Source organism: Paenibacillus sp. FSL H7-0756 (assembly GCF_038006765.1).
Classification (GTDB): domain Bacteria; phylum Bacillota; class Bacilli; order Paenibacillales; family Paenibacillaceae; genus Paenibacillus_AQ.
This window is the reverse complement of the sequence record NZ_JBBOVT010000001.1, coordinates 2,714,144-2,740,332: the sequence shown is the minus strand read 5'-3', so window position 1 is coordinate 2,740,332 and position 26,189 is coordinate 2,714,144. Positions and strand designations below refer to the sequence as shown.

Below are 26,189 nucleotides of genomic sequence, written 5' to 3'. Positions count from 1 at the left end.
TGCAGCATACATGTTGATTAAGAAGCGAAGGCAATATCTTAACGCCGCGTGGAATGCGGCTGGCGGGCACGGGGCGGACCCAGCACCTCCGCCCACACCAGACCGCTGCGCAGCGTGTCAGGGTCGCCTGTGAGCGGATGGCTGGCGAATGCCGGTGAGGTTGCGCCAATGCCCTCTCCGCCTGCCTCAGAGCCCGCAGACGGGACGGCAGCGGCCATACCGTCGAAGGCAGCCTGCAGCGCCTCCAGCTCCCGCTGCATGCGTGCTGTGCGGGCCTCCACGCTATCCAGGTCAGCGGCCTGCTCCAGAGACACCCCTTCGCCGGTCTCATCACCGGCAGCCGGCTGCTCAGCCTCAGCCCAGGCTGGCGAAGACGGGACCTCCTGTACATCCGGCTGCGGGGCAGGCCGGTCTGTGTCTGCCCTTGTCCCGGCAGGCGCCGGGAAGCCGCTTCCCTGCTGCTCCGCACGCCCGGCCTTCCGGCGGCGGGGCAGCGTATTACCGATGTCCCCTCCGCCGCCGCCAAAGGTAGGCATTCCCCCGCGCGGAGCCTGTTTGTCTTTGCCCTTCTTTTTGTTCAGATTGGTGAGGATCGCTATAGCCGCAAGCACCAGGAAATAGATCACGCCGCTCATGGGAGCTCACATCCCTTTATTTGTGGGGCGGACGGCTGCTGTCGTCCCCATCGTTTAGTTTGCCGAGGGAGCCGCGCATCTGCGTATCTGCCTCGATATTTTTCAGATTCATATAATCCATCACGCCAAGCTTGCCGGAGCGCAGGGCTTCGGCCATCGCCAAGGGAACCTGGGATTCAGATTCAACGACCAGCGCCTTCATCTCGACCACGCGGGCTTTCATCTCCTGCTCATGGGCTACCGCCATCGCCCGGCGTTCTTCAGCCTTCGCCTGGGCGATGCGCTTATCCGCTTCTGCCTGCTCAGTCTGCAGGTACGCACCAATGTTCTTGCCTACATCCACATCCGCAATATCAATGGACAGAATTTCAAAGGCCGTCCCTGAGTCCAGACCCTTGGATAAAACAGTGCGGGAGATGGAATCCGGATTCTCCAGCACATCCTTATGCGAGTTACTGGAGCCGACTGTGGTTACAATCCCCTCGCCGACACGGGCAATAATCGTCTCTTCGCCCGCACCGCCGACCAGCCGGTCGATATTGGCCCGCACCGTTACCCGTGCTTTGACCTTAACTTCAATCCCGTTCTTGGCCACAGCCGCAACAATCGGCGTCTCTATGACACGCGGGTTAACGCTCATCTGAACCGCCAGCAGCACGTCGCGTCCGGCCAGATCGATGGCGGCGGCACGTGTGAATTCCAGCGGAATATCCGCTCTCTGGGCGGCAATCAGCGCGTTCACTACCCGGTCTACATTCCCTCCGGCCAGATAATGGCTCTCCAGCTGATTGATATTCAGCCCCAGCCCGGCCTTGGTCGCCTTAATCAGCGGATTGACAATCCGGCTCGGTGTTACCCGGCGCAGACGCATCGCTACCAGCGTGATAATGCTGATTTTGACCCCGGAGGCCCATGCAGATACCCACAGCATTACCGGGAAGAAGCTGAAGAAGACGCTTAGTACAATAATCACGGCTACCGCGATCAGCAAAAAAGTAATCATAGATGCTTCTAACATACGCTTACCAACCTCCTATATTTAGATAGACAACAATTATTTCGCAGCTTCCTTCACGACCACGCGGCCGCCCTCAACCTTCACCACGGATACGGCAGTCTGCGCCTCGATGAACCCGCCTTCTGTGACCACATCTATCCGTTCACCGTCAAAGGTGGCGGTTCCAGCCGGACGCAGCGGGGTTACGCTCATGCCGGAGGCTCCGATCAGACGCAGCTTCTCCGGGACAGGAACAAACCCTTTGTCTCTGGTAAGGCTATCCTGAAGGATGAACCGGTTCCAGATCCCGCGCTCCTTGAAGACTACGGCTACAAACACAATGACCACAGCCGCCGCCGAAAAAGCAATGCCAAGGCTGAACAGCGCATGTGTAAAGCTGTAAGCAGCCCTCACAACACCCGCCACCAGACTGATCGACCCGAGTATCCCCAGAATACCGAAGCTCGGCACAAACAGCTCCAGAATCAGCATCACCAGTCCCAGAATGAACAGGAGCAGCGTCTCCGCTCCAGCGAATCCGGCCACATAGTTACCGAAGAAGTAAAGGGCAAACGCCAGCGTACCGACAATTCCGGGCACCCCAAAGCCGGGCACCAGCAGCTCGATGAACACACCGGCGATACCCACGAAGAGCAGGATTGTCATGACCACCGGATGGGTCAGAAATTGAGACATTTTCTCCGCACCGGTATGCTCAATGCGAAAAATGTCGTCTGTTGAGTAGCCCAGCCAGGTAATCGCCTCCTGCTCCGTTCCTGCAATCCGGTCGGCGTAACCGGCCTGAAGTGCCTCATTGCTGCTCAGAGCGATAATCTCGCCCGCCTGCTTGTTCACACCCAGCTCCGGGCGGTTAACTACCAGATGAACATCCATCATGCCGGCAGCCACTTCAGGATCACGCCCGTTCAGCGAGGCAGCTCCGATCATTTTGGATTTCCAGTACGAAATCATCTTGGCGTCTTCCACGCTCTTCCCGTTCATGTCCACCAGCGAAGCAGCCCCGATCATGCTGCCCGGCTTCATGATAATGGCGTCCGCGTTCAGCGCGATATAGCTGCCTGCCGATGCGGCGTTGCCTTTGATATAGGCCACTACCGGGATCTTGCTGTCTCTGACCAGGGTGCCGATTCGTTCGGCGGAATCCACCCGTCCTCCAGGCGTATCGATCTCCAGAACAATCAGAACTGCGCCGTAATTCGCCGCTTCTTGAAAGCCCCGTTCCAAAAAGCTCTGCAGACCCCGCTGAATCTCCTGGTACACCGGAATAATGAACACGGGTCCGCTGACCACTGTACCCGAAGCCGCTCCCGGTGCGCGAACCGCTTCATTATCCGCCTGAACGGTCCCCGCCACCGGCAGGAACAGAAGAACCATTAAGGCCGCGATACAGGAAAATATGATGGTGCGTAACTTCTTCAAGCCTGCGCCCCCCTTTTGTCCATGAACCATTTGCATTCTCAACTTATCATTGTATGTAAGCCTGCATATAATTCTTAGTATACCTTATACGCAGGTCTATCCAAAAAGCTCCACATAATGAAAAACACCCCTTATAAAAGGGGTGCTAGCGTTATATTATTGCAGAAATTGCTGAACCGCCTGGTTCACAAGTTTACCATCGGCGCGACCTTTGACCTTAGGCATCAGTGCGCTCATCACCTTACCCATTTCACTTTTCGAAGAAGCACCGGTTTCCTGGATGGTCTGTTGTACAATTACTTTAATTTCTTCTTCGGTAAGCTGCTCGGGAAGATATTTAATGATAATCTCGATTTCTGCCTTAGTACTCGCGGCAAGCTCATCGCGACCCGCTGCTTCAAATTCTTGGAGGGCATCTTTGCGCTGTTTGATCTCACGACTAAGGATATCAAGCACTTCGTTGTCGTCTAATGTTCTCTTCAAATCTATTTCAAGATACTTTATTGTAGAACGAACCATTCGAATGGTGGAGAGTGTGAACTTGTCCTTACTCTTCATCGCTTGCTTCATATCTTCGTTTAATCGTTCGCTAAGATTCATGCGTGGGTAATCCTCCTAAAACTTTCTCTTACGAGCAGCCTCAGACTTCTTCTTGCGCTTTACGCTTGGCTTCTCATAATGCTTGCGTTTCTTCACCTCAGCCAAGACACCATCCTTAGCAATGGAACGTTTAAAGCGACGAAGTGCAGCATCAATTGTCTCGTTTTTGCGAACTTTCGTTTCAGACACCAGTTTTCCCTCCCTCCGACCAGACCGTCCAAGAGCATAACAACACGGTTCATCACCTTTCATTATAGGTCAAAGCTAAATAAGGTGTCAACCTTCGCGTTATTCTTTTTTCAGCCAGGCTGTATATAGTTGGATTGCTTCTTAGGCATGAGAACTGGAGTTCCCGGTAAGGGCACCAAGCTTGGCTCCGCCCAGCAGATGAAAATGCAGATGCGGCACTGCCATCCCGCTGTCCGGGCCGCAATTGTTAATCAGCCGGTAGCCGGTACCGGCAATTCCGAGCTCTGCGGCAAGCTGCTGTGCTACGGCATGAATCTCGCCAATCAGCGGCAGATCCTCAGTTGTAACCTCATTCATGGAAGCGATGTATTTCTTCGGGATAATCAGCACATGCACAGGGGCGGCAGGCTCAATATCGTGGAACGCCAGAATCCGCTCATTCTCGAACACTTTTTTGGACGGGATTACACCTTCGATTATTTTGCTGAATACAGTTTCCATACCACGCTTCCTCCCAAAAAATTTGTAATGCAGAAGCTTGCATCCGGCACTTTCCGCAGCACAAGCTGAGATAATAGACACGAACATGACTCTTATTCGTGCAACGGCCACCCGCCACTCACAGGCGATGATCCGTTATCGTTCAATCCAGCTTGAGCTCTGCGGGACGCACACGCCTGAAGATCTTCGGGCTTCCGGCCTGATCGGCTTCGCGACAAATTTCAATTTATGGAACTAATCATACAGGATGTTGAGCAATTACGAAAGGCGGAAGGCTATATTCGGTGAAATCAGATGTTGGGGGCGGCTTATGCTGGGATTGTGAGGGAAAGTGGGCGGGAAGCGATGTTATTAAGGAAATGGAGGGGGAGTAACAAGGAGCGTGAGATTAGGGAATAGGGAGAGTAGACTGTATTATAACAGATAACAGATCAGGTATGACCGCTGCTAACTTTGCGTGTGGACCCAAAAAAAAGACAAAAAAAAGGAAACACCCTTCACAGCTCATATGAGCTGCTTCGGCGGCGGACGTATGAGAAGGAGTAGATTCCCTGTCATACGTCCGCCGAGGTGTTTCAAATAATGTCGGCTTAGCTGTATTATAACAGGGGGTTGGAGGTGTATCTGTGATTCTCATCACAACCAACCCCGTCTTTCACATTTTTTCCAAAAGAATGGTTGAACCCCCGCCGCCCTGCTCTGCAGGAACCACAATCAGCTTGCGCGGCAGCCGGGCCCGAAGCTCGGGAACATGGCTGATGATGCCCACGGACAACTGGTCATTATGCAGTCTCTCCAGTGAAGTGATGACGGTGTCGAGCAGATCCGGGTCCAGCGTACCAAAGCCCTCATCCAGGAAAAAGAATTGCAGCGGATATTGTCCGCGCAGTTGAATCTGGGCTGACAGGGCAAGCGCCAGCGACAGGGAGGTCAGGAAGGTCTCTCCCCCGGATAACGTGGACACCGGACGTCTTACGCCGCCGTTCCCGTCATCCCGGATGACGAAGCCGCCGCCTGAATCCACCTCCAGCGCATAACGCTGCTTACTTAGGAACCGTAGACGCTGTGACGCAGCCTGGCACACCTGCATCAGCTGTTCTTCAGCAATATACTCCACAAAAGCATTGCCGCGCAGCACGGTCTGCAGCTTGGATAGACGCTCCTGCATCGCGGCATGTCCAGCCCGCTTGTCCTCCAGCTCTACCCAGCGGATATGGCGCTGCTGCAGATCCTCCAGATCCCGCTCTGCCCGCGCACGGGCCTGAAGCGAGGCTTCATCCTCCTCTTTGCACCTCAGCAGCGCGTCCTGGCTCTCCTGCCATTCTTCACTGCTGAGCACAGCTCCAGCCAGCTTCTCCTCAATACTCCGCAGCTGCAGCAGGCACTCCGCCTCCTCTTCGCGGTAGGACTTCACACGTTCAGCGGCCTGTGCCCGTTCTCCAGTCTCCAGAGATGAGGCTTCCACCTCTGCGGCCGAAGCAAACGGCGAAGACTGCAGACTCTCCTCCCACTGGGCGGCAGCGGCGGTATAATGCTCTTGCGCCGATTCTGCCGCCTGGCGGGCTACCGCAGCTTCGCGGGTCTGCTGCTGCGCCTTATCCGCTGCCCGGCGGTGTTCCTGCCGGCTGCGTTCCAGCGCAGTCTGCAGCTCCAGCAGCCTGCGTTCACAGGCGGCCAGCAGCTCCCTGGCAGGCTGGCCGCCGGTCCCTTCGCGCAGGCGCTGCTCTTTATCGCGGGCAAGTGCCTCCTTGCCTTCAAGCTGCGCATCCCACTGCGCCAGCTCCTTATCCAATCCGGCCAGTTGCTCGTTCAGCGTCTGCACAGCGAGGTTTTTCTCGTCCAGGAACTTGACGCTGATCTCCAGCCGGCTGCGAATCTCTTCAGCGCGTTCATCCTTGCCGAGCATCTCCTGATACGTTCTCTCCGCTTCCTCCGGGGCAAGCTCCGGGAAGAGACGGCTCCATTCTTCCCTTAGCTTGCCGGCTGAAGCAGCCAGCTCCTCTGCCTTGGCAGACAGCCCCTGCAGCCAGGTCTTCTCTGCTTCAGCACCCGCTGCCTCCTTGTGATACACCTGCTCCAGCTCCTGCAGGGAACGCTGCCAGTCCGAAGCCGCACGGCGCAGCTCTGCAGAGCGGCTTTTGAGTGCGGCCAGCTGATCATTCAAGGCAGACAACCGGCCATCCAGCACGGATAAGGCTTGTTCATCCGGAAGCTGCCCGGTTGCCTGGGAGCCGGTAGACTGCGGGGTGCTTACCGAATCAGGTTCGGCGTGGAAGCCGGAACTATTAGGAGTGTCTGATGCTGTATAAGAGCCGGAACTGCTTGAGCGCTTGGTAGCCTCAATAGACTCCGGAGTGTCTAAGGAACCGAAAGCGGTGTGGGACTCGGAATTGCTGAGAGTGACAGGTCCGGCATCCGAGCCGGAACTGCTTGAGCGCTTGGGTGCGGGTGCGGCGTGGAACGAAATGCTTGCCGTCTTGTCCGCAGCCGGCTCTGCCCCGGCGGCGCCAGCGGCGGACTGGTGCAGCGCCTCTTCAGATGCGCCTCCCGCTAGCCCAGCGAGCCACGAGCTGTCCTGCTCCAGCAGGCTGCGCAGCAGATGGCGCGTCTCCAGCGCCTGACGGGCCTGAGCGCGGACATGGCGGAGCCTATTGTCCAGCTCCTCAGAGTCCCCCTGCTCCTGCTGAAGCGCAGGGGAGGGGTGATGCTCGCTGCCGCATACCGGGCAGGGAACCCCTTCCTGGAGTTCACCGGCGAGCGCCTGTGAGAGCCGGTGAACCTCCTGCTCCTTCAGCGCAGCCTCCAGCGCGCTGATGTGCGCCTCCAGGCGGCCGGCAGCGTCTCCCGCTGCCCCTTCGGCCGTCCGCAGCTCTTCCTGGTGCAGGGCGGCGGCGGCCAGCAGCTCCCCGCGCCCGGCATCCAGCGCCTGCCGCCGGGACCCGGCGGCGGCCAGCCGCGCTTCCGCTGCCGCGAGCACCGCCGCGCGGCCCTGGCGCTCACGTTCTGCCGATTCCCGCTGGGCCTCGGCAGAACGCAGTCCCTGCAGTCTCTGCATGGCTTCCTGCAGAGACTGCCGCTCCTGGGAGCGGACCGCCAGCGGCTGCAGGCTCTGCTGCAGCTCGTGCTGTTTCTTTTGGCCGCGGGCCAAAAGCTCACGCTCCCGGGCCAGGCTCTCCCGTCCGGCGGCTAAGGACCGGGCGGCTTCCCCGCGGCGCGCCTGCAGCGCCGCCCGCTCGCTGTGCAGCGTGCTGAGCTCGGCCTCCAGCTCCAGCGCGCGCCGGTAGCGGCCCTCCTCCTCGCGGAGGGCCGGCTCGCCTGCGGACAGCGCGGCCTGGGCCGCTGCTTCCGCTTCCGCCCCGGCCGCCGCCTCCTGCACGGCGGCGGCGGCCAAGGCCTCAAGGCCCCCGGCGCGCTGCGCCCGGGCCTTCCAGGCCTCCTCCGCGCTGCGCCAAGCCTTTAGCGCGGGCAATCTGCGCTCGGCCTCGTCCGCCTTGCCGAGCTTCTGCTCCAGGAGGAGGATCTGCTCCTCCTGGGCCAGCAGACCCTGCCGCTGCGACTCGCGGCGGGTCCGTTCCTCCTGCAGCTCGCGGATGCGGACGAAGCGCTCGGCGCGCTCCGCAGCCTCCGTGAGACGCTTACGGCAGTCCGCCGCATGACGGATCGCCTCCTGCACACGGACGGCGGCCGCTTCCACATCTGCCTTGCCCGCGCTGCCCAGCCCCTGCTGCTCGGCTTCCAGAGCGCGCAGCGCCGCCTCGTTCTCCTTGACGCGGCGGCTCAGCTTCAGTGCCAGCCCGTCGCCGTACTGTTCCAGATGGAACAGACGCTGGAGCATCTGCCTGCGGTCCACGCCACGCAGCGACAGGAACTCGGCGAATTTGCCCTGCGGCAGCACAACAGCCCGGGTGAAATCGTCCATCTTCAGCCCGATGTGCTCTTCGACACAGCGCGTAACCTCGGCCAGCTTGTCAGCCATCACAAGATCGCCGTCCGCCTTGACCTCAATGAACCGGCTGATCGTATTGCTGACCGACTGCTCCCCGGTGCGTTTGAACTTCCGTTCCACGCGGTAGCGCCGCGCCCCGGAAGAGGAGTTCAGCTCGAAGGTGAAGGCCACGCTGAGCTGGTCCTCGGAATGGTTCATAATTCCCTGGGTTCCGTTCACGGCGCGCTCCACTTTGCCGTACATCGCCAGTGTAATCGCGTCCAGCAGACTGGATTTACCGCTGCCCGTCGGACCGAAGATCCCGAACAGCCCCGTCTCGGTCAGACTGGCAAAATCAATTTCCTGCTCCGCCCGGTAACTCTGCAGCCCGGATAATTTCAACAATATCGGCTTCAAATCAGTTCTCCTCCCCTTCCGCAGCTTCATGCCGCTCTTCTTCAGCCAGCTCCAGGAAAAGTGCGATCAGACTGTCATCCGGCTCCGCACCGCCGGTCTGGCGCTGATAGAACCTGCGGAACAGCTCCTGTACCGGCATGCGGGAGCGGGACATCTCTTCCAGCTCCTGCTCCATCTGCGGATAGATTGGCCGGATATGGACAATGCCTTCCCGTGACTTGCGCAGCCGCTGGATATCATTCATAGACATGGCCTCGGTTAGCCGCAGCTCCAGATCAATAAATGCCCCGGCGTCCCTGCCCTCATCCAGCCAGCCGTAGACCTCCTGCAATCCGCCTGTGGACTTCCAGTTCACCAGCGGCCGCCCGCAGGAAAGATAAATCTCCTCGAACACCGGCTCCCCGCCCGGTGCGACATCAATCATGGCCACCGACTTGGCCTGACCGGCTTCGGAGAAGCTGTAAGCCAGCGGGGAGCCGCTGTAGCGGATCATCCCGTCGCCTTTGACCCGCTGGGCGCGGTGAAGATGCCCAAGTGCCGTATATTGCGCGCCGCAAGAGAGTGCCGATGGATCAACGGTATAGGCGCCGCCGACCTGAATTGGCCGTTCGGAGTCGCTCTCCACGCCGCCCAGGACATAGATATGGCTCATTGCCAGGTTAACGGTCTCCGGGGTGAACTCGCGTCCAAGCAGATTCATCAGCCGCCCGACCCGGGCGCTGTAAGCCAGCCGCAGCTCAGCCTCTCCGCTGTCTCCGGCAAGCAGCTCGCCCAGCCGGGCTTCGGAGGGGTAAGGGAGCGCAGCGATTTTGGCAACCTCGCCAGTTCTGGCAGCATGCACCGTGACCGGTTCCGAAGTCGGCATTCCGACGAGCGTAATCCCCTGTCTGCGGACAAGCGGAGACACGGAAGCTACGCGCTCCGGCTGGTCGTGATTGCCCGAGATAACCACCAGCGGACGGCCGCCTGCCGTCAGTCTGGCCGCCGCGTCATAGAACAGTTGCTCCGCCGCAGCCGGAGGATTCACCGAATCGTAGACATCCCCCGCCATCAGAATCAGATCCGCCCCGGAGGAATCGGCAATCTCTACCAGCTCATCCACGAACTGCTCCTGCTCCTTCTGCCGGCTCCGGCCCTCCAGTGTCCGGCCCAGATGCCAGTCGCCCGTATGCAATATGCGCATTTCCGCCCTCTTTTCCCCGCCTGTCTGCGGCAATCATATATAAAAAGAACTTAAGATTTGAACTCAAAGCATGACCGTCTCTGAGGTGTACCTTTGGACTTCCATACGCTGTTGTCTCCTGATTTCGTTGATCTTTCCTTCTGTTCGAGGTTGAATTAGGTTGAATTAGGTTAACGGCGGCTGCACCTCGTCATCGGCCAATTAATCCTGCACGAAATACAACCTTCCTGCGCTAAGTAGCGTTCTTATACTGGAATTGTTGCAAGAATGGCAGCATTCCCCCTGCTTCAGGCCGATGTACAGAGCTATTCTTGTCTTTCATACAGCAATCCGATCCAACACGCAGCAATGTCTACACTCAAGCTGTAATAAGGAGACAATTTCATAATTCAAAACCCTTGCTATATCTGGTTTTTTTGAGCATAGAAAAAGGAGTACCTCCCCAAATTCTCGAAGTTATAGGCGACGAAACCAACACCCGAGAAGAAAAGAGGTAATCCCTATCTATTCTATTCGACAAGAAGAACTGTTTTCCTTTGAGGAATTGCTCCAGATGGCTCCGGAAGATAAATACAGCCAAATCTTTGAACACTTACATTTAGCTCCAGTTCTATTCGCACTGGGGAAAAAGAGCCATCGCGGACGGCCTGAAAAATTAAACGTACCTGCCATGATCTACTCGCTGCTGATTGCTAAAATGGAGAACATCGAGTTTGTCTCTGCCTTGGTCCGGCGATTGAATCATAGCAACGAATTTCGAGTCCAGTGCCGGTTTACGGGCTCGGACAACATTCCCAGCCAGGCCTCCTATTCTCGTTTGATTCATGCGCTGGAGCAAACGGGAATGCTGGAACAACTGCAGGATCGCCTAGTCACATCTGCCCTAGAAGAAGGGTTTGTGAGCGGCACCCATCTTGCTGTGGATTCCTCCATGGTCGAGGCGTGGGATTGCCAATTTAGCGAATCGGCCTCCAAGCGTCGTGCGGCTCGCCGGGAGCAAAAGAAAGGTGAAGCTCCGGTGGCTGAACAACTTCAGCTCGAACATTCCGAGCCTGAGCCGAAGACGGTGAACAAGCCGCTGAAGAAACCCAGGTATAGCAAGCCTGGTCGTCCGTCCCCGGCGGAAAAGGAACGTCGGCGCGAGGAAATGGAAGCTTATGAACAAAGTCTCGGACCGTTCCAGAAAACCATTGAAGCGATGTTGCCCTACACGTACGATGAACTGCTGACCGCGTTGCCCCGGCATGCTGCGCGTTGTGACAAGAAAAATACGAAGGGCCGAATGACCAGCTATTACGGGTTCAAGGCGAATCTGCTGGTCGACACGGACAGCCAGTATATCCTAAGCGGCCTCTGGAGTTCAGCCCATCCGAATGACCAGCGTATGGCGGTCGTCCTTCTCAAAGGCCTGCTCCTGAAGTTTCCCATGCTAAAGGTCAAGCATATCTTGGGCGACAAGGGCTACGACTGCGCGGCAATCTACCAGTTGATTCATTCGCTCGGCGCCTATCCTGCGATTTCTCTGATTCACCACAAAGACCCGCCTGCGGGAATGAATCTGGATTACACGCCGGTGTGCGCTCAAGGGCATGCGTACCGTTACGACAGTTTTGAGGCCAAATATGAGACCCTGAAGTACACCCGGCCTAGTGAATGCCAAGGCTGTGCGCTGTCCGGTACCTCTTGCCAAAAAGTGTTTAAAATTCGCATCCAAACGGATTTGCGTTTGCATACCTATCCCGCCAGAGGCAGCGAAAGTTTTACCACGCTATACAACAAGCGGACGGCCGTGGAGCGTGTATTTGCCTATCTCAAAGAGTATTTCGGGTTGAAACGCACACGCCACCGCGGTGTCCGGGCAAGTGTCGATTTCCAGCTCAGTACGCTCGCGTACAATTTGAGCAAGTTTGCGTTAGACAAGTTGAACCAACAGTTGAAAGACTCCCAGCAAGTAGCCTGATTTTTTAAAAATTGATTTTAGATTTTGGCCAAATCTTGCTATTTAGCAAACTGAATTATGAAATTGACTCATAAGTGCAACATTTCGCATCATTCTGAGGGAGAACGACTTCGCTCAGCCAACGATCGCCAGACCGCAAGCATATAATTTGTCTCAATTACCGCTCAGCACCTATCTCCACCGCAGCAAACGCAACCCTTCCCCACTACTCACAACCTAACAGCATGTCCGCCGTCGAAAAAGTACAGCCATACCTCGCTGACCGGCTCGCCCAAAATATCCAGCAGTGCCTTACTGTACAGCTCCAGCTGGAAACGGTATTTGTCCGTCAGCTGTGCAAGCCCGTCCCCGTGCGGAGGGATATGATCTGTTTTGTAATCCAGCAGAATCAGCCGTCCCTCTTCCCGGAACAGGCAGTCGATCACCCCTTGAATCAGTACTGTCTCCGCAAAATCACCGCCGCCCGGCCCATCCGCAAGTCCGGCAGCCGCTTCATCCAGATAATCAAGTCCCCGGTAGGCTTCACCAGCTGGCATCGTGTAGCTGAAGGGCTGCTCTCTGGTCTTCCAGGCAGAATGGAAGAGTCTGTGGCCCAGCTCACTCCGGCAGAACTGCTCAACTTCCTCCAGTACCACCGCATCCGCCTGTTCCCTGCTAAGGATAGCAAGCCTTTCAAGACGCGTAAGCGTGGCCTCCAGCACAGACCGGTCTACCGGCTCATCCAGCGGAATATGCTGCATCACTGTATGGTAGGCCGTTCCGCGCTCGGCAGGGGTAAGTCCCCGCTGCTCCATGAATTTCGGCCGCTGGAGATGCAGGCTGTCCCTATACCCGCGTTCGTTCCGTTCGTCCGGTCCGCCCGGGAGCTTCCGCTCCTCCAGCTGGTCGTACGACGGCTGCTCCTGCATCGACAATAACCCCTTGAGCTCGGTGACCGAGGTCTTAGCAGGGATGCTTGACGCTGCCGCATACCGGTAAGTCCAGCCCAGTCTCTCCGCAATCTGCGCAGCGGCCGGGGTCTCAGGTGTTGACACCGTCTTCCCCCTGCGGAGCGCCTCCAGAATTACCCGGCGTTGTTCGTTCTTGTCCTGATCACCATCCCCGGCAAGAAAAGCGCCCGGGCTAAGCTCCGCTGCACCAGTCACCGTAATGCTCCAGTTCGACTCATCGCCATGCAGCACAGTGGATACCGGCCCCTCACTGCCTGCCAGCTTGCGCAGAATAGCAGCGGCAGGGTGGCGGATCAGCGCCGGTCCCACCCAGTCCAGATAGCTGCGGCCCCGGGCCAGCAGGTGATCCGCCAGCAGCAGTTCCTCGCGGCCCTGCATCGCTGCCCAGCCCGAAGCCGTGCGCGGCAGATCTCTAACCGTGCCGACCAAAATCATTTTGTCGCGCGGACGGGTCAGTCCGACATAGAGCACGCGCATCTCCTCAGCGAGCAGCTCCAGCCGCGATCGGCGGTTAATCGCCAGATAGGGCAGCGTCGGGTAGCTGACCCGGGTCTCCCGCTCCACGAAGCGCGGCCCGAAGCCAAGCTCCTTGTGCATCAGGAACGGAGAATGCAGGTCCTGACGGTTGAACATTTTGGCCATGCCTGCCAGGAAGACAACAGGAAACTCCAGACCCTTGGACTTGTGGATCGTCATAATTCTGACGCCCCCGGCCTCCTCGCTGCTTCCTCCGGCAACCCCCAGATCGCCGCCGTTCTCCCTCAGCCGTGAGATGAACACCAGAAAGCGGAACAGTCCTCTGGCCGAGGTCTCGTTCTCGAATTGAACAGCCCGGTCATACAGCGCCTTCAGGTTGTTCTGGCGCTGAAAGCCTCCAGGAAGCCCCCCGACCCACTCCAGATACCCGCTCTCACGGTAGATCCTCCAGATCAGCTCGCTTAAGCTTCCTTGCCGGGCCGCATTTCTCCAGTTCTCCAGCCTGTCCAGGAAGGACTTAAGCTTACGCTGCAGCGTAAGCGGAATATCCCGCAGCGCCGCCGAAGCATCAGTTCCGTCAGTTATACCTTCCTGTACACCCTCATTTCCTGACGATGGCGTAAGCTCTGACGCGGCGGCTGTCTCTCCAGCTGTGTCACCGGTACCGGCATCCTGCCCCGCCAGCAGCGCGGCCTCCCAGAACAGATCCGGCGGATTGTCCCGCAGTGCCTCCCCTGCTTCAGAAGCCGCAACCAACGCATCGTAGAACATCCCTCTGCTGCACAGCCGCACCTTCGCCAGCTCCTCCTCCCGGAGATTCACCACCGGGGAGCGCAGTACTCCGGCTAGAGGAATGTCCTGACGGGGATTATCGACAATCTGCAGCAGGGAGAGGGCAATCTCCACCTCCGTAGCCTGAAAATACCCCTTGTTCTGGTCACCGTACGCCGGAATACCTTCACCCCGCAGCTCCTCAATCATCAGCGGCGTCCATACCCGGGCCGAACGCAGCAGAATAACAATGTCGCCGTAGACTACGGGACGCATGATCCGCAGTGCTTTATCATAGATCAGCAGCGGCTCACCGCCGGTCATTCCCGTCATCTGCGAGATGCGCCGGGCAATAGCCCGTGCTTCCAGCTGCGCAGTCTCACTCTCGGCAGCCTCCAGCTCCAGAAGAGGCAGCTCATCGCCCTCTGCTGCTTCGTCCGCCGGCCCCGGGGCAGAGCCCCCCTTGTCGATCAGCAGCAGCTCCGGCGCAAAATAAGTATCCGGCCCTTTCTCTGCGGCTTCCGGGAAATTCGCTCCGTATACCAGCTCTGCCCGCTCGTCATAACTGATCTCCGCGACATTGCTGTCCATGATCTGCCGGAAGACCATATTCACCGCATTCACCACTTCCAGCCTGCTGCGGAAATTGCGGGCCAGATCGATGACCAGGCCATCTTCCTGTTTCTCCTGTCCCGGATCAGTCCCCGCCGCCCGGCCCTCTGCCTCACCGGCATGCAGGTCGCTGCCCGCACTGTCTCTGTGGGACAGCTCATTACTGAACCTGCGGTATTTATCCAGGAACAGTCCCGGCTCCGCCAGCCGGAACCTGTATATACTCTGCTTCATATCCCCGACCATGAAGCGGTTACCGGGGGCTTCCCGGGAGATCAGCCGGACAATCTCCTCCTGTACGCTGTTGGTATCCTGATATTCATCCAGCAGCACTTCGTCAAACTGGCTGCGGTACTCTATCGCCGCATCCGACGGGAACGAATGCCCCGGCTGCGAGTCCGGATGGCGCAGAATCTGCAGGCAGTAGTGCTCCAGATCGCTGAAATCCACCAGCCCGCGGCCTGCCTTCTCCAGACGGTAGCGTTCACCGAACGCGATTACGGTTTCTGCCAGCTCCTGCATCAGCGGAGCCGCCGTATGTAGTTCACCCAGGAAGGATTCCGCCGGACGGCCGAACAGGGATTTTTGCAGCTCGAGCAGGCTCTTCTTCACCTGATCCCGGATCGCCTTCACGCTCTCCTGAAGCAGAGGGTCCGTAGCATCCTTCTTGCAGGGCTTCAGCTTCCCGAAGGAGATCTCCATGAAGATATCATATAATCCGGCCCAGGGCTGCGATTCTACCGCATCCAGCAGACCCTGCGCCATCTCCAGATCGGCTGCAAGATTCTCCGCATAAGGCGCCGGACCGGCGGGCTGAAGCGCGATCTCACGCCCCTGCTCCAGCTGGCTGATCGCCCCCTTCAGTGTAAGCCGGGCTTCGGCAAGAATGCTCTGCACCCAAGGCGTATGGCTCAGAGCCTCAGCATCCGGCAGCGCAAAGTCGGCTGCGGTATCCCGCAGCCACTGCGCAGGCCAGGGATGGCTGCGCGCAAAATCATGCAGCCGCTGGATCAGCGAATGCACCGCATCATCGCTCCGTTCACCGCTGAACCAGTCTGCGAGCTGCACGAACAGGGTATCTTCCCCGTCCCCGGCAACCTCGCCGTATTTCTCCTCCAGCAGCTCTTCCAGCAGCTCCTGGCGCATCATCTCCGCTTCATGCTCATTCAGGATACGGAAGCCGGGATCAATCGGAATCATCTGGTAATACCGGCGGATTACTTCAAGGCAGAAGGAATGCAGCGTGGTAATGGAGGCTCTGCCCAAGAGAGCAAGCTGGCGGCGCAGGTATTCATTCCCGCCTTCACTGTCCTCCGCAAGCTTACGCTCCAGCGCTTCCCGGATACGCTGGCGCATCTCGGAGGCGGCTGCCTTGGTGAAGGTTGCCACCAGCAGCCGGTCCACGCTGAAGCCTGCTTCCTCATTGCTAATCTTGCGGATAATCCGCTCGACGAGAACCGCCGTTTTGCCGGAACCGGCTGCCGCCGCCACGAGAATATCGCTGCCGCTCTCGGCAATGGCGCGCCACTGGTCGTCACTCCACAGACTGCCTTCCGGCTTCGTTTCGGGTACAGGTCTTGTGCTCACAGCTTCTCTCCTCCTTTGCGGGACAGCATATCCCAGATTACTTCTTTGCCCGGCTTACTTAGAATGTTATAACTATTGCCCTCCACCGCTTCATCGAACTGGCAGACGGGACGGAAGGAGCAGAAGGTACAGGCTGTTTCCTGCTGGATGCGGTAAGGCTGTATCGCCACATCCCCCTCCGTAATGCTGGTCCCGATCTCCGAGATCGTGCTGCGCACCGAGGACCGCAGCTGCCCCCACTGCTCTGGGGTAGCTACAGATGCGCTGCTGTAGAAGCTGCCGTCACTCTTCAGCGCTACCGGAACAATAGAGGAATACCCTTTGTCGAGTGTGGTATCCATCAGCGAGACCACCTCGCGGTCAGCGGTCAGCAGGCCCTTCATCTTGAAGCGCTTCATCAGCTCCTGCTCCGCCTGCTCCCGGTTCATTCCGTTGGCTGAGGTCAGGAGCGGGTCATGAACGTGGAAATAGAGCGCTCCGGCAGGCAGTGCTGCCTGGCCGAGCCATTGCTCGGAATAGGTCAGCAGCACATCAAGGTAAGTTAACATCTGCAGCGACAATCCATAGTAGACCTCATGCAGCTTGAGGTCCTTCTGGCTTGATTTGTAATCGATAACCCGCAGCAGAATCCCCTGCTCCCCTTCAGCCTTATCCACCCGGTCAATCCGCCCGACCACCTCCATGACACAGCCGTTCGGCAGTGTAATTCTCAGCGGAGGCAGCTCCTGTCCGGGACCGAAATCCAGCTCCAGCCCAACCGGCTCGAAGCTCCCGCGCCGCGAATGCTCCCCGAGGATGACCGAAGCGCGGCCGACAATATTCTTCAGCTTGCGCGAGATATAACCGTAGCGCTTGCTGCTCATCAGAATCTCTCCCTGTAACAGCGGAGACAGCTTGTCTACGGTCTTCCCCGCCTCCGTGCGGCATTCCTCCGCAGTCATGCTGCCCCAGCTGCGGCCTTGCTCCTGCAGCCGCTTCGCCATCTCACTGAGGGCCGCATGGAAGAGCTGCCCGATATCCGGAGCCTGGAGCTTGTAGAGCTGGCGCTCCTTCAGCCTCAGCCCGTAGGAAGCGAAATGAGAGAAGGAGCAGGCAACGAACCGCTCCATCCGTGACACGCTGCCGCGCAGCGTGGAGCCGCCATACAAGCGCAGACTGGTCTCCTTCTTCAGCCGTATGCCTTCATTACGGTAGAACAGCGAGCCGAGCAGCCGCTCCAGCTTCAGCTTCATAGACAGATCCGCATGGCGGTATTCCGCTGCCTGTTCACCTGCTGGCTTGTCTGCGCCCTGCTCCGCCGCAAACCAGTTATAGACCTCCCACCACATGCCGGGGATCTCTGCACCTTGACGCCACTGGCGGAGCTGAAGCAGCAGCATGCGGAGTGTCTGCTCAGGATGGCCGATGAAGTCCATATGGACAGCGTCGTCATCATTACCGCTCGGCGGGAAGCCGGAGAGGAAGTGTTCATCTAACTGCTGCGGGAACATTCCCTGCAGCTGGCGGATAACCTCCGAGGGCAGCAGCGCCTTCCCCTCATCATCAGCTGCAGCATAGCTGATCCACAGCTTCCTGCTGGCTGCCGTAAGCGCATTGTAGATCAGGAAACGTTCATCCAGCAGCTTCCGGGATGAGCCAGGCGCAAGCTCCATACCGGACTTCTCCAGCAGGAGGCGTTCCCCTTCGGACAGAATGCCGTCTTCCTTGAACTGCGCCGGAACCACTCCTTCATTGAAACCGAGCAGGAAGGCGTACTTCACTCCCGACACCCGGGTACGGTCCATCGTACCTACCAGCACCTGGTCAAGTGCGGGCGGGACGAGCCCCATCTTAAGCTCTGCCAGCCCGGTCTCCAGCACCCCGGCGAACAGGCTGAATTCTATCCGTTCTTTGCCCATCATTTCGGCAATCTGGTCCAGCAGACCCAGAACAGCGCCCCAGAGCTGGCTATGCTCCCGTGCGGCTTCCGGACGGCCCTGCTTCAGAGACTCCGCTCCCATCCCTTCAAGCTTACGTGCCGCTTCCGTATCCTCCAGCAGCAGATATACCGCCCGGCATAGCTCCAGGCCGCTGCGGCTGGCTTTGATTCTCTGCTCAAACGCCTGCAGCGGTTCGGTGACCGCCTTCCGGCAGGCCTCCATCCTTGCCAGCATCGCTTCATCAACAGCTTCACTGCCCTCCAGCGAGAGGCGGGGAATCCCCTTCCAGGATCGCCCGTCCGTCCAGCGGTAGCCGTGAATTCCGCAAGCCAGCACGTAGTTCTCCAGCTCATCCATATGAGCGCGGGTAATGCTTCCGTCCAGCGGCAGCAGCAGCTCTGTCTTCACGCAGCGGAACACATCCTCATAACGCCAGCGGCGGCGGACGACATCCAGGGCAGAGCGGATGAATTCCACCAGCGGATGATGCAGCTCACTAAGCTTCTGGTCCAGGAAGAACGGAACGCCGAAGTCCTGAAATAACGGGGCGATCAACGGCTCATAATCGGCCATATTGCGCATGAATACCGCCATTTCCCCATATTTGGCTCCCGATTCTCTGGCCAGGGCCTGCATCTCGCGCAGCACGCCCTCCACCTCGGTGCGGCGTGAAGCCGCAGCCCGGATGCTGATGGCTTCCTTCACCTGTTCAGCCGGTCCTGTCCAGGGATGCCGGCGCTGTAAACCGCGCTCCAGATGTGCGAGAACGGGAGCGTCCTTGAACCTTGGCAGGACGGGCGGAGCCAGCAGCTCATCCCACACGGTAAGTCCCATCTCCTCTGCTAACCCCCGCAGCTTAATATAAGTAACCGCCGCCGGATGGAACAGCTCCAGTTCATGCGGGGCAGCGCCCGGCGGATAGATCCGGTCCAGTGTAAGCGCAATGTTCATGGTGTCAGCATACTGCATCAGCTCACGTAGGACGATGAATTCCTGGTTGCTGAAGCCGTGGAAGCCGTCCACCCAGATCTCAGCGCCGCGGATATAGGCAGAGTCCGCGATATGCTCAGACAGTTCGGCCAGCCTGTCCTCTTCATCGATATAGAGCTGTGACATCTCCTGGTCCAGCTCGCTGAAGACGAGATGCAGATCATCCAGCTTCCCGGCCAGTATAGGGCTGCCCAGTGTGGCATCCCGCATTCTGCCGATCTGCTCCTCCAGGTCTCCGGCTCCAAGACAGCAGCGCTTAAGCTCCGTGTGCAGACTGCTGAGCCGCTCCACAAATCCCGGCCGGTCCGAGGAAGCGCCGAACAGCTTCAGCTCCTCCTTGCGCTTGCTGATAATCTTGTAGATCAGCATTTTCTTGCCTTCTTCACTGATGGGCAGACTCGCGCTCCCTCCGGTCTCCTGCTTCACCCGGTAGGCAAGACGCGAGAAGCTGAGCGTCTGGGCGCGCAGACTTCCCTTCACACCGCCCGCCGCCAGTAGTCCCCGTTCCGCTCCGAACGATCCCTGCTCGGGAACAAGTATAATGATCGGGGCCCCCAGCGGCTCTGCCTTCAGCCTTGCGGATACCCGCTCCCATATTGTAGTTGTCTTGCCGCTGCCCGAGCGGCCGATGATGAAGTTAACCGTCATTTCAGCAGACTCCTTCCGTTGAATTCTGGCACTCTATGCGACACCAGAATCTATGAAAACTCTCGTCTCAATAGTATAGCATACCTCCACCGCACGCTCCAGAACGTACGTTTGCCATTGTTTGCAAAACACACTAAGTGAAAACCGCTTTGCAGTCCTTTTAAAAGACGGTACCGTTTCGTCGAGAAATAGAAGGATAATGTATGGTGTGAAACCTATACGCTTATATTTAAATAAAAGACTCTCCCGTAGCCGCGCAAACGGCGGACGGAAAAGTCTGATTAAACTCATGTAAATTAGTTTCAATGCTAACAGATAGTTGTAGAATACATCAAAAAGAGCCTCTATAAAAGAGACTCTTCCCGCAAAACCGGCTGCCCCGCCGGGTCTGGCACTTCTGTTCTATTTACTGCGCACCTCAAAGATGGCGAACTTCAGATAATGCCCCTCGTCCACGCCGAGAATCTGCGGATGATCCTTGCCTGCGGCCCGCCATTCGATCAGTCTCAGCACCTTGCCGGCATCCTTGGCCGCTTCCGTGATCGTATCGAGGAACAGCTGCGGCTGCATGTGGTACGAACAGCTGGCCGTGACCAGATATCCGCCGTCATTCACCAGCTTCATGCCCTGCAGATTGATGTCCTTGTACCCGCGTACGGCACCTGCCACTGCGCTTTTGGTCTTGGCAAAAGCAGGCGGGTCCAGAATCACGACATCCCACGTGCGTCCTCCCCCGGCGGTCATCGGCTTCGCGGTATCCGCCTTGGCAGCCGGTTTGCTTCCGGTTTTCCCTTCTGCCGCTGCGCCGCCCGTAGCGCGCTCGGTGCGTTCCTCCTGACCCTTGACCTGATTGCGCAGGAAGGCAAATGCATCATCTACCACGAATTCCACCCGGTCACTGAACCCGTTGATCTCCACATTGGCCTTCGCGCTCTCGATGGCATGCGCAGACACATCCAGGCAGGTTACCTTCTTAGCGCCGTATTTGCAGGCATGCAGTGTGAAGCTTCCCGTATGCGCAAAGCATTCCAGCACAGTTGCACCATCCCAATATGGGAAGGTAACAGGCTTGCCGCTTTTGTTGACCGGCAGCGTCTGTAGTGACCCATCCTCGATTTCTACATTCTGCAGTGTAATTCCGCTGCGCCCGCCCCAGCCCTTCATCAGCGGAGCAATCGATGCTCTATTCTCCCGCTGATCGAAGAAATAGCCGGTCTTCTGCCCCTCTTCAATATCGACGATGACCTTCAGCCCGTTCTCACTTACGGTAATGTGGCGCGGGCATTCGCCGTAGAGCACACCCGTAGTCTGTTCCAGTCCCTCCAGCTCCCGTACACTGACATCGCTGCGCTCATAGATGCCGCGCGGCGCCATCACCTGCACCAGTGCCTCCACTATCTCGGAGCGGCGCTGATCCATAGCCAGTGTCAGCAGCTGCACCACAAGGACTTCACCGAAGCGGTCAATGATCAGCCCGGGCAGAAAATCCGCTTCCCCGTAGACCAGACGATAAGCGTCCGCCCCCGGCAGGAAGCGTTCCCTGTGCCGCAGACAGTCCGCGAACCGTTCTACAAAAAACGCCGTGTCCATCGCCGCCAGCTTGTGCTGCGACAGAATTCTCACCCGGATCTGTGAAGCCTGATTATAATACCCGGTAGCCAAGTACCTCCCCTGATGGGTCAGAACATCCACCAGTCCGCCTGCCTGCGGCTCTCCGTCTACAGATGCTACTTCACTGGCGAAGACCCATGGGTGGCCCTGCTCCAGTCTTTTTTTACGGTTGCGTTCCAGAATTACTGATGCCAATACCTTCAACTCCCTATTCTTGTTGCCAGATTAATATACATGTCCTATGCCTGGCGTTCATATATTGGTACAACCCCCGTTCAAAAAGGAGCCTGTCCTTATGATCCGTGAACTGTTATTCCCTGTCCTCTATGGTCTTGTCATATTCCTCGCCGGCATGAAGGTGATGGAAGCCTCGCTGTCGCGGCTGGCCGGTCCGCTGCTGAAGCGCAGCCTGCACAAGGCTACCTCCACACCGGCCAAAGGCCTGATCGTCAGCGCCCTGCTGTCGGCGCTGCTGCAGAGCAGCACCGCAGTAACGGTGCTGACCATCGGCATGGTCAATGCCGGGCTGCTGACCTATGCCCGCACGCTTGGCATTATTCTCGGCAGCAACATCGGCACCTGCCTGACAACGGAGCTGATCAGCCTGCAGATCAGCACGCTGGCCGCGCCGCTGCTGATCGCGGCGCTCTGCCTGTGGGCCGCCGCCGTGATGGCCGGCGAGCTGGCCCCCCAGTCCCGGCGGCTGCTTGATCTCTGCCGCCGGATCTCGGGACCGCTGCAGTTCATCTGCCTCGCGGTCACCGGCTTCGCGCTCGTCCTGTGGGGCATCGCGGTCATGCAGTCCATCGGCCCCGCCCTGGAAGGCAGCGCCCTGTTCCGCTGGTTTCTCGGGCATGCCGCAACCAGCGCACTCTGGGGGCTGGCCGCCGGGGCTGTGCTGACGGCGATGGTGCACAGCAGCGCCGCAGTTATTGGCATGGCGATGGGCCTCGCCGCCAGCGGCGTGATGCCCCCTGCGCTTGGCATCGCCATCGTCCTCGGCGCGAATATCGGCACCTGCGTCACTGCCGTCATTGCCGCCATCGGCAGTACGCCTTCCGGCGTATTCGTCGCCTGGTCGCATGTGGCGCTGAATATCGGCGGCGCCCTGCTCTTCCTGCCCTTCATCCAGCCGCTGCAATCCCTGTCCGCCTGGATCGGCGGCGGACCTGCCGCCCAGCTCGCCCACGCCCAGACCATTTTCAACGTCATCTGCTCGCTGGGAGTACTCCCGTTATGCTATCTGCCCGTCTGGTCCCGGCTGGAGCAGCGGCTGTAGCCCTGAGCCTTCCAAGAATCGTAATCGCAGTCCTCATTATACTTCAAATCCGCCGGACAGTACTAATTCAAAGCTTAATTACGCAAGAAATTTCCCCTCATTGATTTTGCAAGATTAATAAGCATAATTGAAACTAAGGGAGATGATTCCAAAGTTGAGTAATCAGAATATCAGTACAACAGTTTCAGGGGATTTAATCGTTACCCATCTAATTGGCAGGATTACAACAGATGATGTTAATGAATGGTTTTATGGGTTCGAGCATGCTTGCCAGCAATTCATTTCCACGAATCGGAAATACAAATTGTTGGTGGATCGAAAGGGATACACACCAGATCACTTTTCTGTCCAAAAAGCATGGAAAGATATGTTCTTTAACGAAACCTTATTGAATCACAGCAAGGCTATTGCATTTCTCCTTGAAGAAGGAGAGATCATGAATCATTTACAACAAACCAACACCAAAAAATCCGTAGAATTTTTTGATGATTATGAGCAAGCATTGATTTGGTTAAAGGAGTATCCAATATAAAATATTAAAAATTTCCAATTCATTGTGATTCGGCGATCTGTAATAGAAATTGCATCTTTAAATGAGAAGCTAAAAAAGACCTAGGGCACCATCGCCCCAGGTCTATATTTACATCAGCTTCTTAATCTTATCCAGCGGCAATTCAACAGCCTTAGAGACCACTTCGGGAGAAAATCCATTGAGCAGCAACTTACGGATGAGCTCCGCCTGACCTTCTGCTTTTCCTTCTGCTTTGCCTTCCTCAATACCTTCGGCTTTGCCCTCTTCATATCCCCAACGCTTCCAGGCTGGCATCAATTCCATGATAGCTTCTCCCTCCTCCGGGTAATGATCAAATAATTCTCTTAGAATCTCCTCATCCTGTGCCGGTCCGGCTTGAAATACAAATCCACCACTGACATAATCAGCGCCAGCCGTCCCTGATCCAATCGCGTCCTGAGCTTGATGAACATACGCAGGAACTCCCGCCGTACATCTCTCGCTTCTCTTGTAGTATACCCCGTCTTCGCTAATAACGCAGCAGCCACTGCATTGTATGAGTCGATGAAGCGCCGCCAGTTCTGCTTACGCAGCTCCACCTTAAGGAACTGGAAGCGCAGAATGGAATGCTCGGGAATAGACAAAAAACCCGCACACCGTCCACATGGACGAATGTACAGGTCTTTTGGTGGCCGCTCAAACCGCCGGCAGCACTACACTATTTCACAGTAACATATACCGTAACTGTCTTGGTTCCCAGTTTTCCTTTAATAGATGCGCTCCCCTTGCTCACTGCTGTAATCATCCCAGTAGCATTGACCTGGGCGACAGCAGGTTTGGAGCTGGTCCAGACCATGCTTCCTGTAACAACCGCAGTGCGGCCGGTATCATACAGCGCGGTTACTACTACGTTTTTGCCTGCTCCCGGTGCAAGATTCAGCCGGTTCTCACTGACCGTTAGCTTCATTAGCTTAGGAACAACTGTAATCTTAACCGTCGCCTGAATGCCCTGGTAGGAACCGGTCAGGGTTGTAGTTCCCTCAGCCAGTGCTTTGACCGAAGTCCCGTTAATGGTGGCCACAGCAGGGTTCGAGGATTGCCAGTTCATTGCACTCGAGAAGTTGGCAGATTTACCATTAGAAAAGTATCCAGTCGCCTTAATGGACTTGGAGGCCTTAATGTTCATTTCCAGCGTTGCCGGGTCCACCACCAGCTTCACGACCTTCTGTGCAATCGTCACCGGAACACTGATAGTCTTATTGGAATAAGTCCCCTTCAGGGTTGCCGTACCTTTGACCAATCCCTTGATAGTCTTCGCTGTGCTTGTCTGCTTAAGAACAGCATTGCTGCCGCTCAACTCCCACTTAATGCTTCCTGATACGTCCAGCTCGTCGCCATTCTCCAGTACAGCCTGAACAGCAGGCAGCGGCAGTTCTTCGCCCATGACTACGCCCAGCGCTTCATCAGGCCCGATTAGGACCAGAACTTTGTTCTGAACTGTTACATTAAACTGAACTGTCTTGGACCGGATGGCTGTAGCGGAAGCGGAGGTCACTTCACCAGTCTTAAGCTTCCCGGTCAGGATTGCTGTACCTGCCTTGCCGCCGACAAACTTCCCGTCCTTGATGGACACAATCTCTTCATTCGCAGAGGTCCACTCCATCTCATCGCTGATGTCGAGCTTGGTTCCGTCATACTTAGTTCCGTTCACCTTCGGCAGACTGACCGCATCCGCCGTGTATATTTCCTGCTCTGTCTTCTCCAGGCCCAGCTCAGTCAGCGTCGGATAGACGGTGATCTTGAAGCTTTTGCTGATTCCCAGATAGCTGGCCTTAATGATTGAGGTTCCTACTGTTTTACCCGTAACAGTGGCATAAGCATTGCCTGCATCTGCCGTATTGGCAATTACAGTAGCATTCATCAGGTTGTCCGAGGTCCAGACTGCGGACGCTGTTTCGTTCGAGGTTGAATTGATAGCATTACGCATTTCTGCGGTTACATTCAGACTCTCCCCCAGGAAAAGCGACTGGTCGCCGGAAGGCTTCAGCACAAGCGCTTCATAAGGCGCACGCACATAGACATCCACCGACTGGGTGACACCCAGATAGCTTGCGGTGATGACCGTTTTACCCACGCCAAGGATGGTAATCTCGCCGTCTTTAACAGTAGCTACGCTCTCGCTGGAGCTGCTCCATTCTACCTCATTGCCCAGGGTGATCTCCTGACTTGCCGAAGTAGCTTTGGTCTTGGCGGTCAGCTTGACCGGATTGTCCCCGACCAGCATTTCCATTTCCTTAACGATGGTGTCGTTCTTATCTTTCAGTACAATAGCGGCATAAGGAAGCTCTACTACCGCTTTGATCGTTTCGGTTAATCCTTTGTACTTGGCGGTAATAGTAGCCTTACCTTCACCGACCAGTGTAATCTTGCCCGCAGCAATAGTCAGCACGCCCGTATTCGAGCTGCTCCATTCTGCATCCTTGGTGACATCCTTCTCTGCAGTGGCCGAAGTTCCGCCGATGGCGGTCGCCGTAACAGACAGCAACTCATCTTTGTCGCCTAATTTATAGCTGCCCTCTGTGCTGCGGGTCAATTTCAGTTCCTTGAAGGAGTGAGTGACCGATACCTCTACAGAGGCTATGGCATTATTGTAGGTTGCTGTGATCATCGCCGTTCCAGCACTTACCGGTCTAAGCTGGCCGTTGAGTACTGTAACTACTTCAGTCTTGGAAGAAGTCCAGGTCGCGGCTGCCGTTACATCCCGTTTGGATGCGGAGCCTTCTACATTGGCATATACCTTAAGCTGCTTCGGTGACTGGCCCACGGTAAGCTCAACCTTGGCTGCGCTGTCGAATTCAATAGAGATAGTGTCTCCAGCAGCGGCAAAGACGTTTACCGGAAAAGCGGCTACAACGAGCAGTATCATAATGAGGAGCGTTTTTGTCATTTTCCTGTACACGGTCATCTGTTCTCTCCTTAGACGGTCT

General features: G+C 57.1%; 18 protein-coding genes. 4 read left to right on the top strand and 14 right to left on the bottom strand.

All coding sequences use genetic code 11. The features are described from left to right. Positions 1–38 precede the first annotated feature (38 nt). The 6 genes from NST04_RS12060 to NST04_RS12035 all read right to left on the bottom strand — a co-directional run bounded on the left by NST04_RS12060 (position 39) and on the right by NST04_RS12035 (position 4,362). A complete protein-coding gene (locus NST04_RS12060; protein WP_341184426.1) occupies positions 39–635 on the bottom strand; it encodes a hypothetical protein in 597 nt (198 codons plus the stop codon). Between the two features lie 16 nt (positions 636–651). Beyond that, positions 652–1,653, bottom strand: coding sequence for a flotillin-like protein FloA (gene floA, locus NST04_RS12055; protein ID WP_209872081.1), 1,002 nt, complete (start codon positions 1,651–1,653; stop codon positions 652–654). 36 nt (positions 1,654–1,689) lie between these two features. Then, a complete protein-coding gene (locus NST04_RS12050; protein ID WP_445667915.1) occupies positions 1,690–3,027 on the bottom strand; it encodes an NfeD family protein in 1,338 nt (445 codons plus the stop codon). 201 nt (positions 3,028–3,228) lie between these two features. After that, a complete protein-coding gene (locus NST04_RS12045) occupies positions 3,229–3,672 on the bottom strand; it encodes a GatB/YqeY domain-containing protein (RefSeq protein WP_036724349.1) in 444 nt (147 codons plus the stop codon). A 15-nt stretch (positions 3,673–3,687) separates the two neighbouring features. Next, a complete protein-coding gene (rpsU, locus tag NST04_RS12040; RefSeq protein WP_005547957.1) occupies positions 3,688–3,861 on the bottom strand; it encodes a 30S ribosomal protein S21 in 174 nt (57 codons plus the stop codon). Between the two features lie 141 nt (positions 3,862–4,002). Beyond that, positions 4,003–4,362, bottom strand: a complete 360-nt coding sequence (locus NST04_RS12035; protein WP_341184424.1) for a histidine triad nucleotide-binding protein — start codon at positions 4,360–4,362, stop codon at positions 4,003–4,005. Between the two features lie 85 nt (positions 4,363–4,447). On the opposite strand from NST04_RS12035, the gene NST04_RS12030 reads away from it, so the two are divergent. After that, positions 4,448–4,600 carry a hypothetical protein gene (locus NST04_RS12030; RefSeq protein WP_341184423.1) on the top strand — a complete coding sequence of 51 codons (153 nt, stop codon included), beginning with the start codon at positions 4,448–4,450 and terminating at the stop codon, positions 4,598–4,600. Between the two features lie 417 nt (positions 4,601–5,017). Here NST04_RS12030 and NST04_RS12025 read toward each other — a convergent pair whose 3' ends face one another. Together NST04_RS12025 and NST04_RS12020 are read right to left on the bottom strand one after the other, a co-directional pair. Continuing rightward, complete coding sequence (locus NST04_RS12025; protein WP_341184422.1) at positions 5,018–8,704, bottom strand: AAA family ATPase; 3,687 nt, start codon at positions 8,702–8,704, stop codon at positions 5,018–5,020. Position 8,705: 1 nt separating this feature from the next. After that, positions 8,706–9,887: an exonuclease SbcCD subunit D gene (locus tag NST04_RS12020; protein WP_341184421.1), complete on the bottom strand. Its 1,182-nt coding sequence runs from the start codon at positions 9,885–9,887 to the stop codon at positions 8,706–8,708. A gap of 553 nt (positions 9,888–10,440) precedes the next feature. Here NST04_RS12020 and NST04_RS12015 point away from each other — a divergent pair. Continuing rightward, positions 10,441–11,847, top strand: coding sequence for a transposase (locus NST04_RS12015; protein WP_341182742.1), 1,407 nt, complete (start codon positions 10,441–10,443; stop codon positions 11,845–11,847). A gap of 209 nt (positions 11,848–12,056) precedes the next feature. On the opposite strand, the gene NST04_RS12010 is transcribed toward NST04_RS12015, so the two are convergent. From NST04_RS12010 to NST04_RS12000, 3 genes are all read right to left on the bottom strand, one after another. Then, positions 12,057–16,244, bottom strand: coding sequence for a UvrD-helicase domain-containing protein (locus tag NST04_RS12010; protein ID WP_341184420.1), 4,188 nt, complete (start codon positions 16,242–16,244; stop codon positions 12,057–12,059). Then, positions 16,241–19,801 carry a helicase-exonuclease AddAB subunit AddB gene (gene addB, locus NST04_RS12005; RefSeq protein WP_341184419.1) on the bottom strand — a complete coding sequence of 1,187 codons (3,561 nt, stop codon included), beginning with the start codon at positions 19,799–19,801 and terminating at the stop codon, positions 16,241–16,243. The genes NST04_RS12010 and addB overlap by 4 nt, the downstream gene beginning before the upstream one ends. Positions 19,802–20,203: 402 nt before the next feature. Continuing rightward, positions 20,204–21,607 carry a class I SAM-dependent rRNA methyltransferase gene (locus NST04_RS12000; protein WP_341184418.1) on the bottom strand — a complete coding sequence of 468 codons (1,404 nt, stop codon included), beginning with the start codon at positions 21,605–21,607 and terminating at the stop codon, positions 20,204–20,206. Positions 21,608–21,707: 100 nt separating this feature from the next. Here NST04_RS12000 and NST04_RS11995 point away from each other — a divergent pair, with 100 nt between their 5' ends. Both NST04_RS11995 and NST04_RS11990 read left to right on the top strand, forming a co-directional pair. Continuing rightward, positions 21,708–22,691 (top strand): Na/Pi cotransporter family protein, encoded by a 984-nt coding sequence (locus NST04_RS11995; protein WP_341184417.1) that lies wholly within the window; start codon positions 21,708–21,710, stop codon positions 22,689–22,691. Positions 22,692–22,845: 154 nt separating this feature from the next. Beyond that, positions 22,846–23,223 (top strand): SpoIIAA family protein, encoded by a 378-nt coding sequence (locus tag NST04_RS11990; protein WP_341184416.1) that lies wholly within the window; start codon positions 22,846–22,848, stop codon positions 23,221–23,223. 108 nt (positions 23,224–23,331) lie between these two features. Here NST04_RS11990 and NST04_RS11985 read toward each other — a convergent pair whose 3' ends face one another. The 3 genes from NST04_RS11985 to NST04_RS11975 form a co-directional block, all read right to left on the bottom strand. Beyond that, positions 23,332–23,526: a hypothetical protein gene (locus NST04_RS11985; protein WP_341184415.1), complete on the bottom strand. Its 195-nt coding sequence runs from the start codon at positions 23,524–23,526 to the stop codon at positions 23,332–23,334. A 41-nt stretch (positions 23,527–23,567) separates the two neighbouring features. After that, on the bottom strand, positions 23,568–23,846 hold the full coding sequence (locus tag NST04_RS11980) for a hypothetical protein (protein WP_341184414.1): 279 nt from the start codon (positions 23,844–23,846) through the stop codon (positions 23,568–23,570). 74 nt (positions 23,847–23,920) lie between these two features. Then, complete coding sequence (locus NST04_RS11975; protein ID WP_341184413.1) at positions 23,921–26,128, bottom strand: Ig-like domain-containing protein; 2,208 nt, start codon at positions 26,126–26,128, stop codon at positions 23,921–23,923. Positions 26,129–26,189: the final 61 nt, after the last annotated feature.

Coding starts and splice junctions, on each gene's coding strand:
- NST04_RS12060 (WP_341184426.1), bottom strand. CDS start 635: ATGAGCGGCGTGATCTATTTCCTGGTGCTTGCGGCTATAGCGATCCTC.
- floA (WP_209872081.1), bottom strand. CDS start 1,653: ATGTTAGAAGCATCTATGATTACTTTTTTGCTGATCGCGGTAGCCGTG.
- NST04_RS12050 (WP_445667915.1), bottom strand. CDS start 3,027: ATGGTTCTTCTGTTCCTGCCGGTGGCGGGGACCGTTCAGGCGGATAAT.
- NST04_RS12045 (WP_036724349.1), bottom strand. CDS start 3,672: ATGAATCTTAGCGAACGATTAAACGAAGATATGAAGCAAGCGATGAAG.
- NST04_RS12035 (WP_341184424.1), bottom strand. CDS start 4,362: ATGGAAACTGTATTCAGCAAAATAATCGAAGGTGTAATCCCGTCCAAA.
- NST04_RS12030 (WP_341184423.1), top strand. CDS start 4,448: ATGACTCTTATTCGTGCAACGGCCACCCGCCACTCACAGGCGATGATC.
- NST04_RS12020 (WP_341184421.1), bottom strand. CDS start 9,887: ATGCGCATATTGCATACGGGCGACTGGCATCTGGGCCGGACACTGGAG.
- NST04_RS12015 (WP_341182742.1), top strand. CDS start 10,441: ATGGCTCCGGAAGATAAATACAGCCAAATCTTTGAACACTTACATTTA.
- addB (WP_341184419.1), bottom strand. CDS start 19,801: ATGACGGTTAACTTCATCATCGGCCGCTCGGGCAGCGGCAAGACAACT.
- NST04_RS11995 (WP_341184417.1), top strand. CDS start 21,708: ATGATCCGTGAACTGTTATTCCCTGTCCTCTATGGTCTTGTCATATTC.
- NST04_RS11985 (WP_341184415.1), bottom strand. CDS start 23,526: ATGGAATTGATGCCAGCCTGGAAGCGTTGGGGATATGAAGAGGGCAAA.
- NST04_RS11975 (WP_341184413.1), bottom strand. CDS start 26,128: ATGATACTGCTCGTTGTAGCCGCTTTTCCGGTAAACGTCTTTGCCGCT.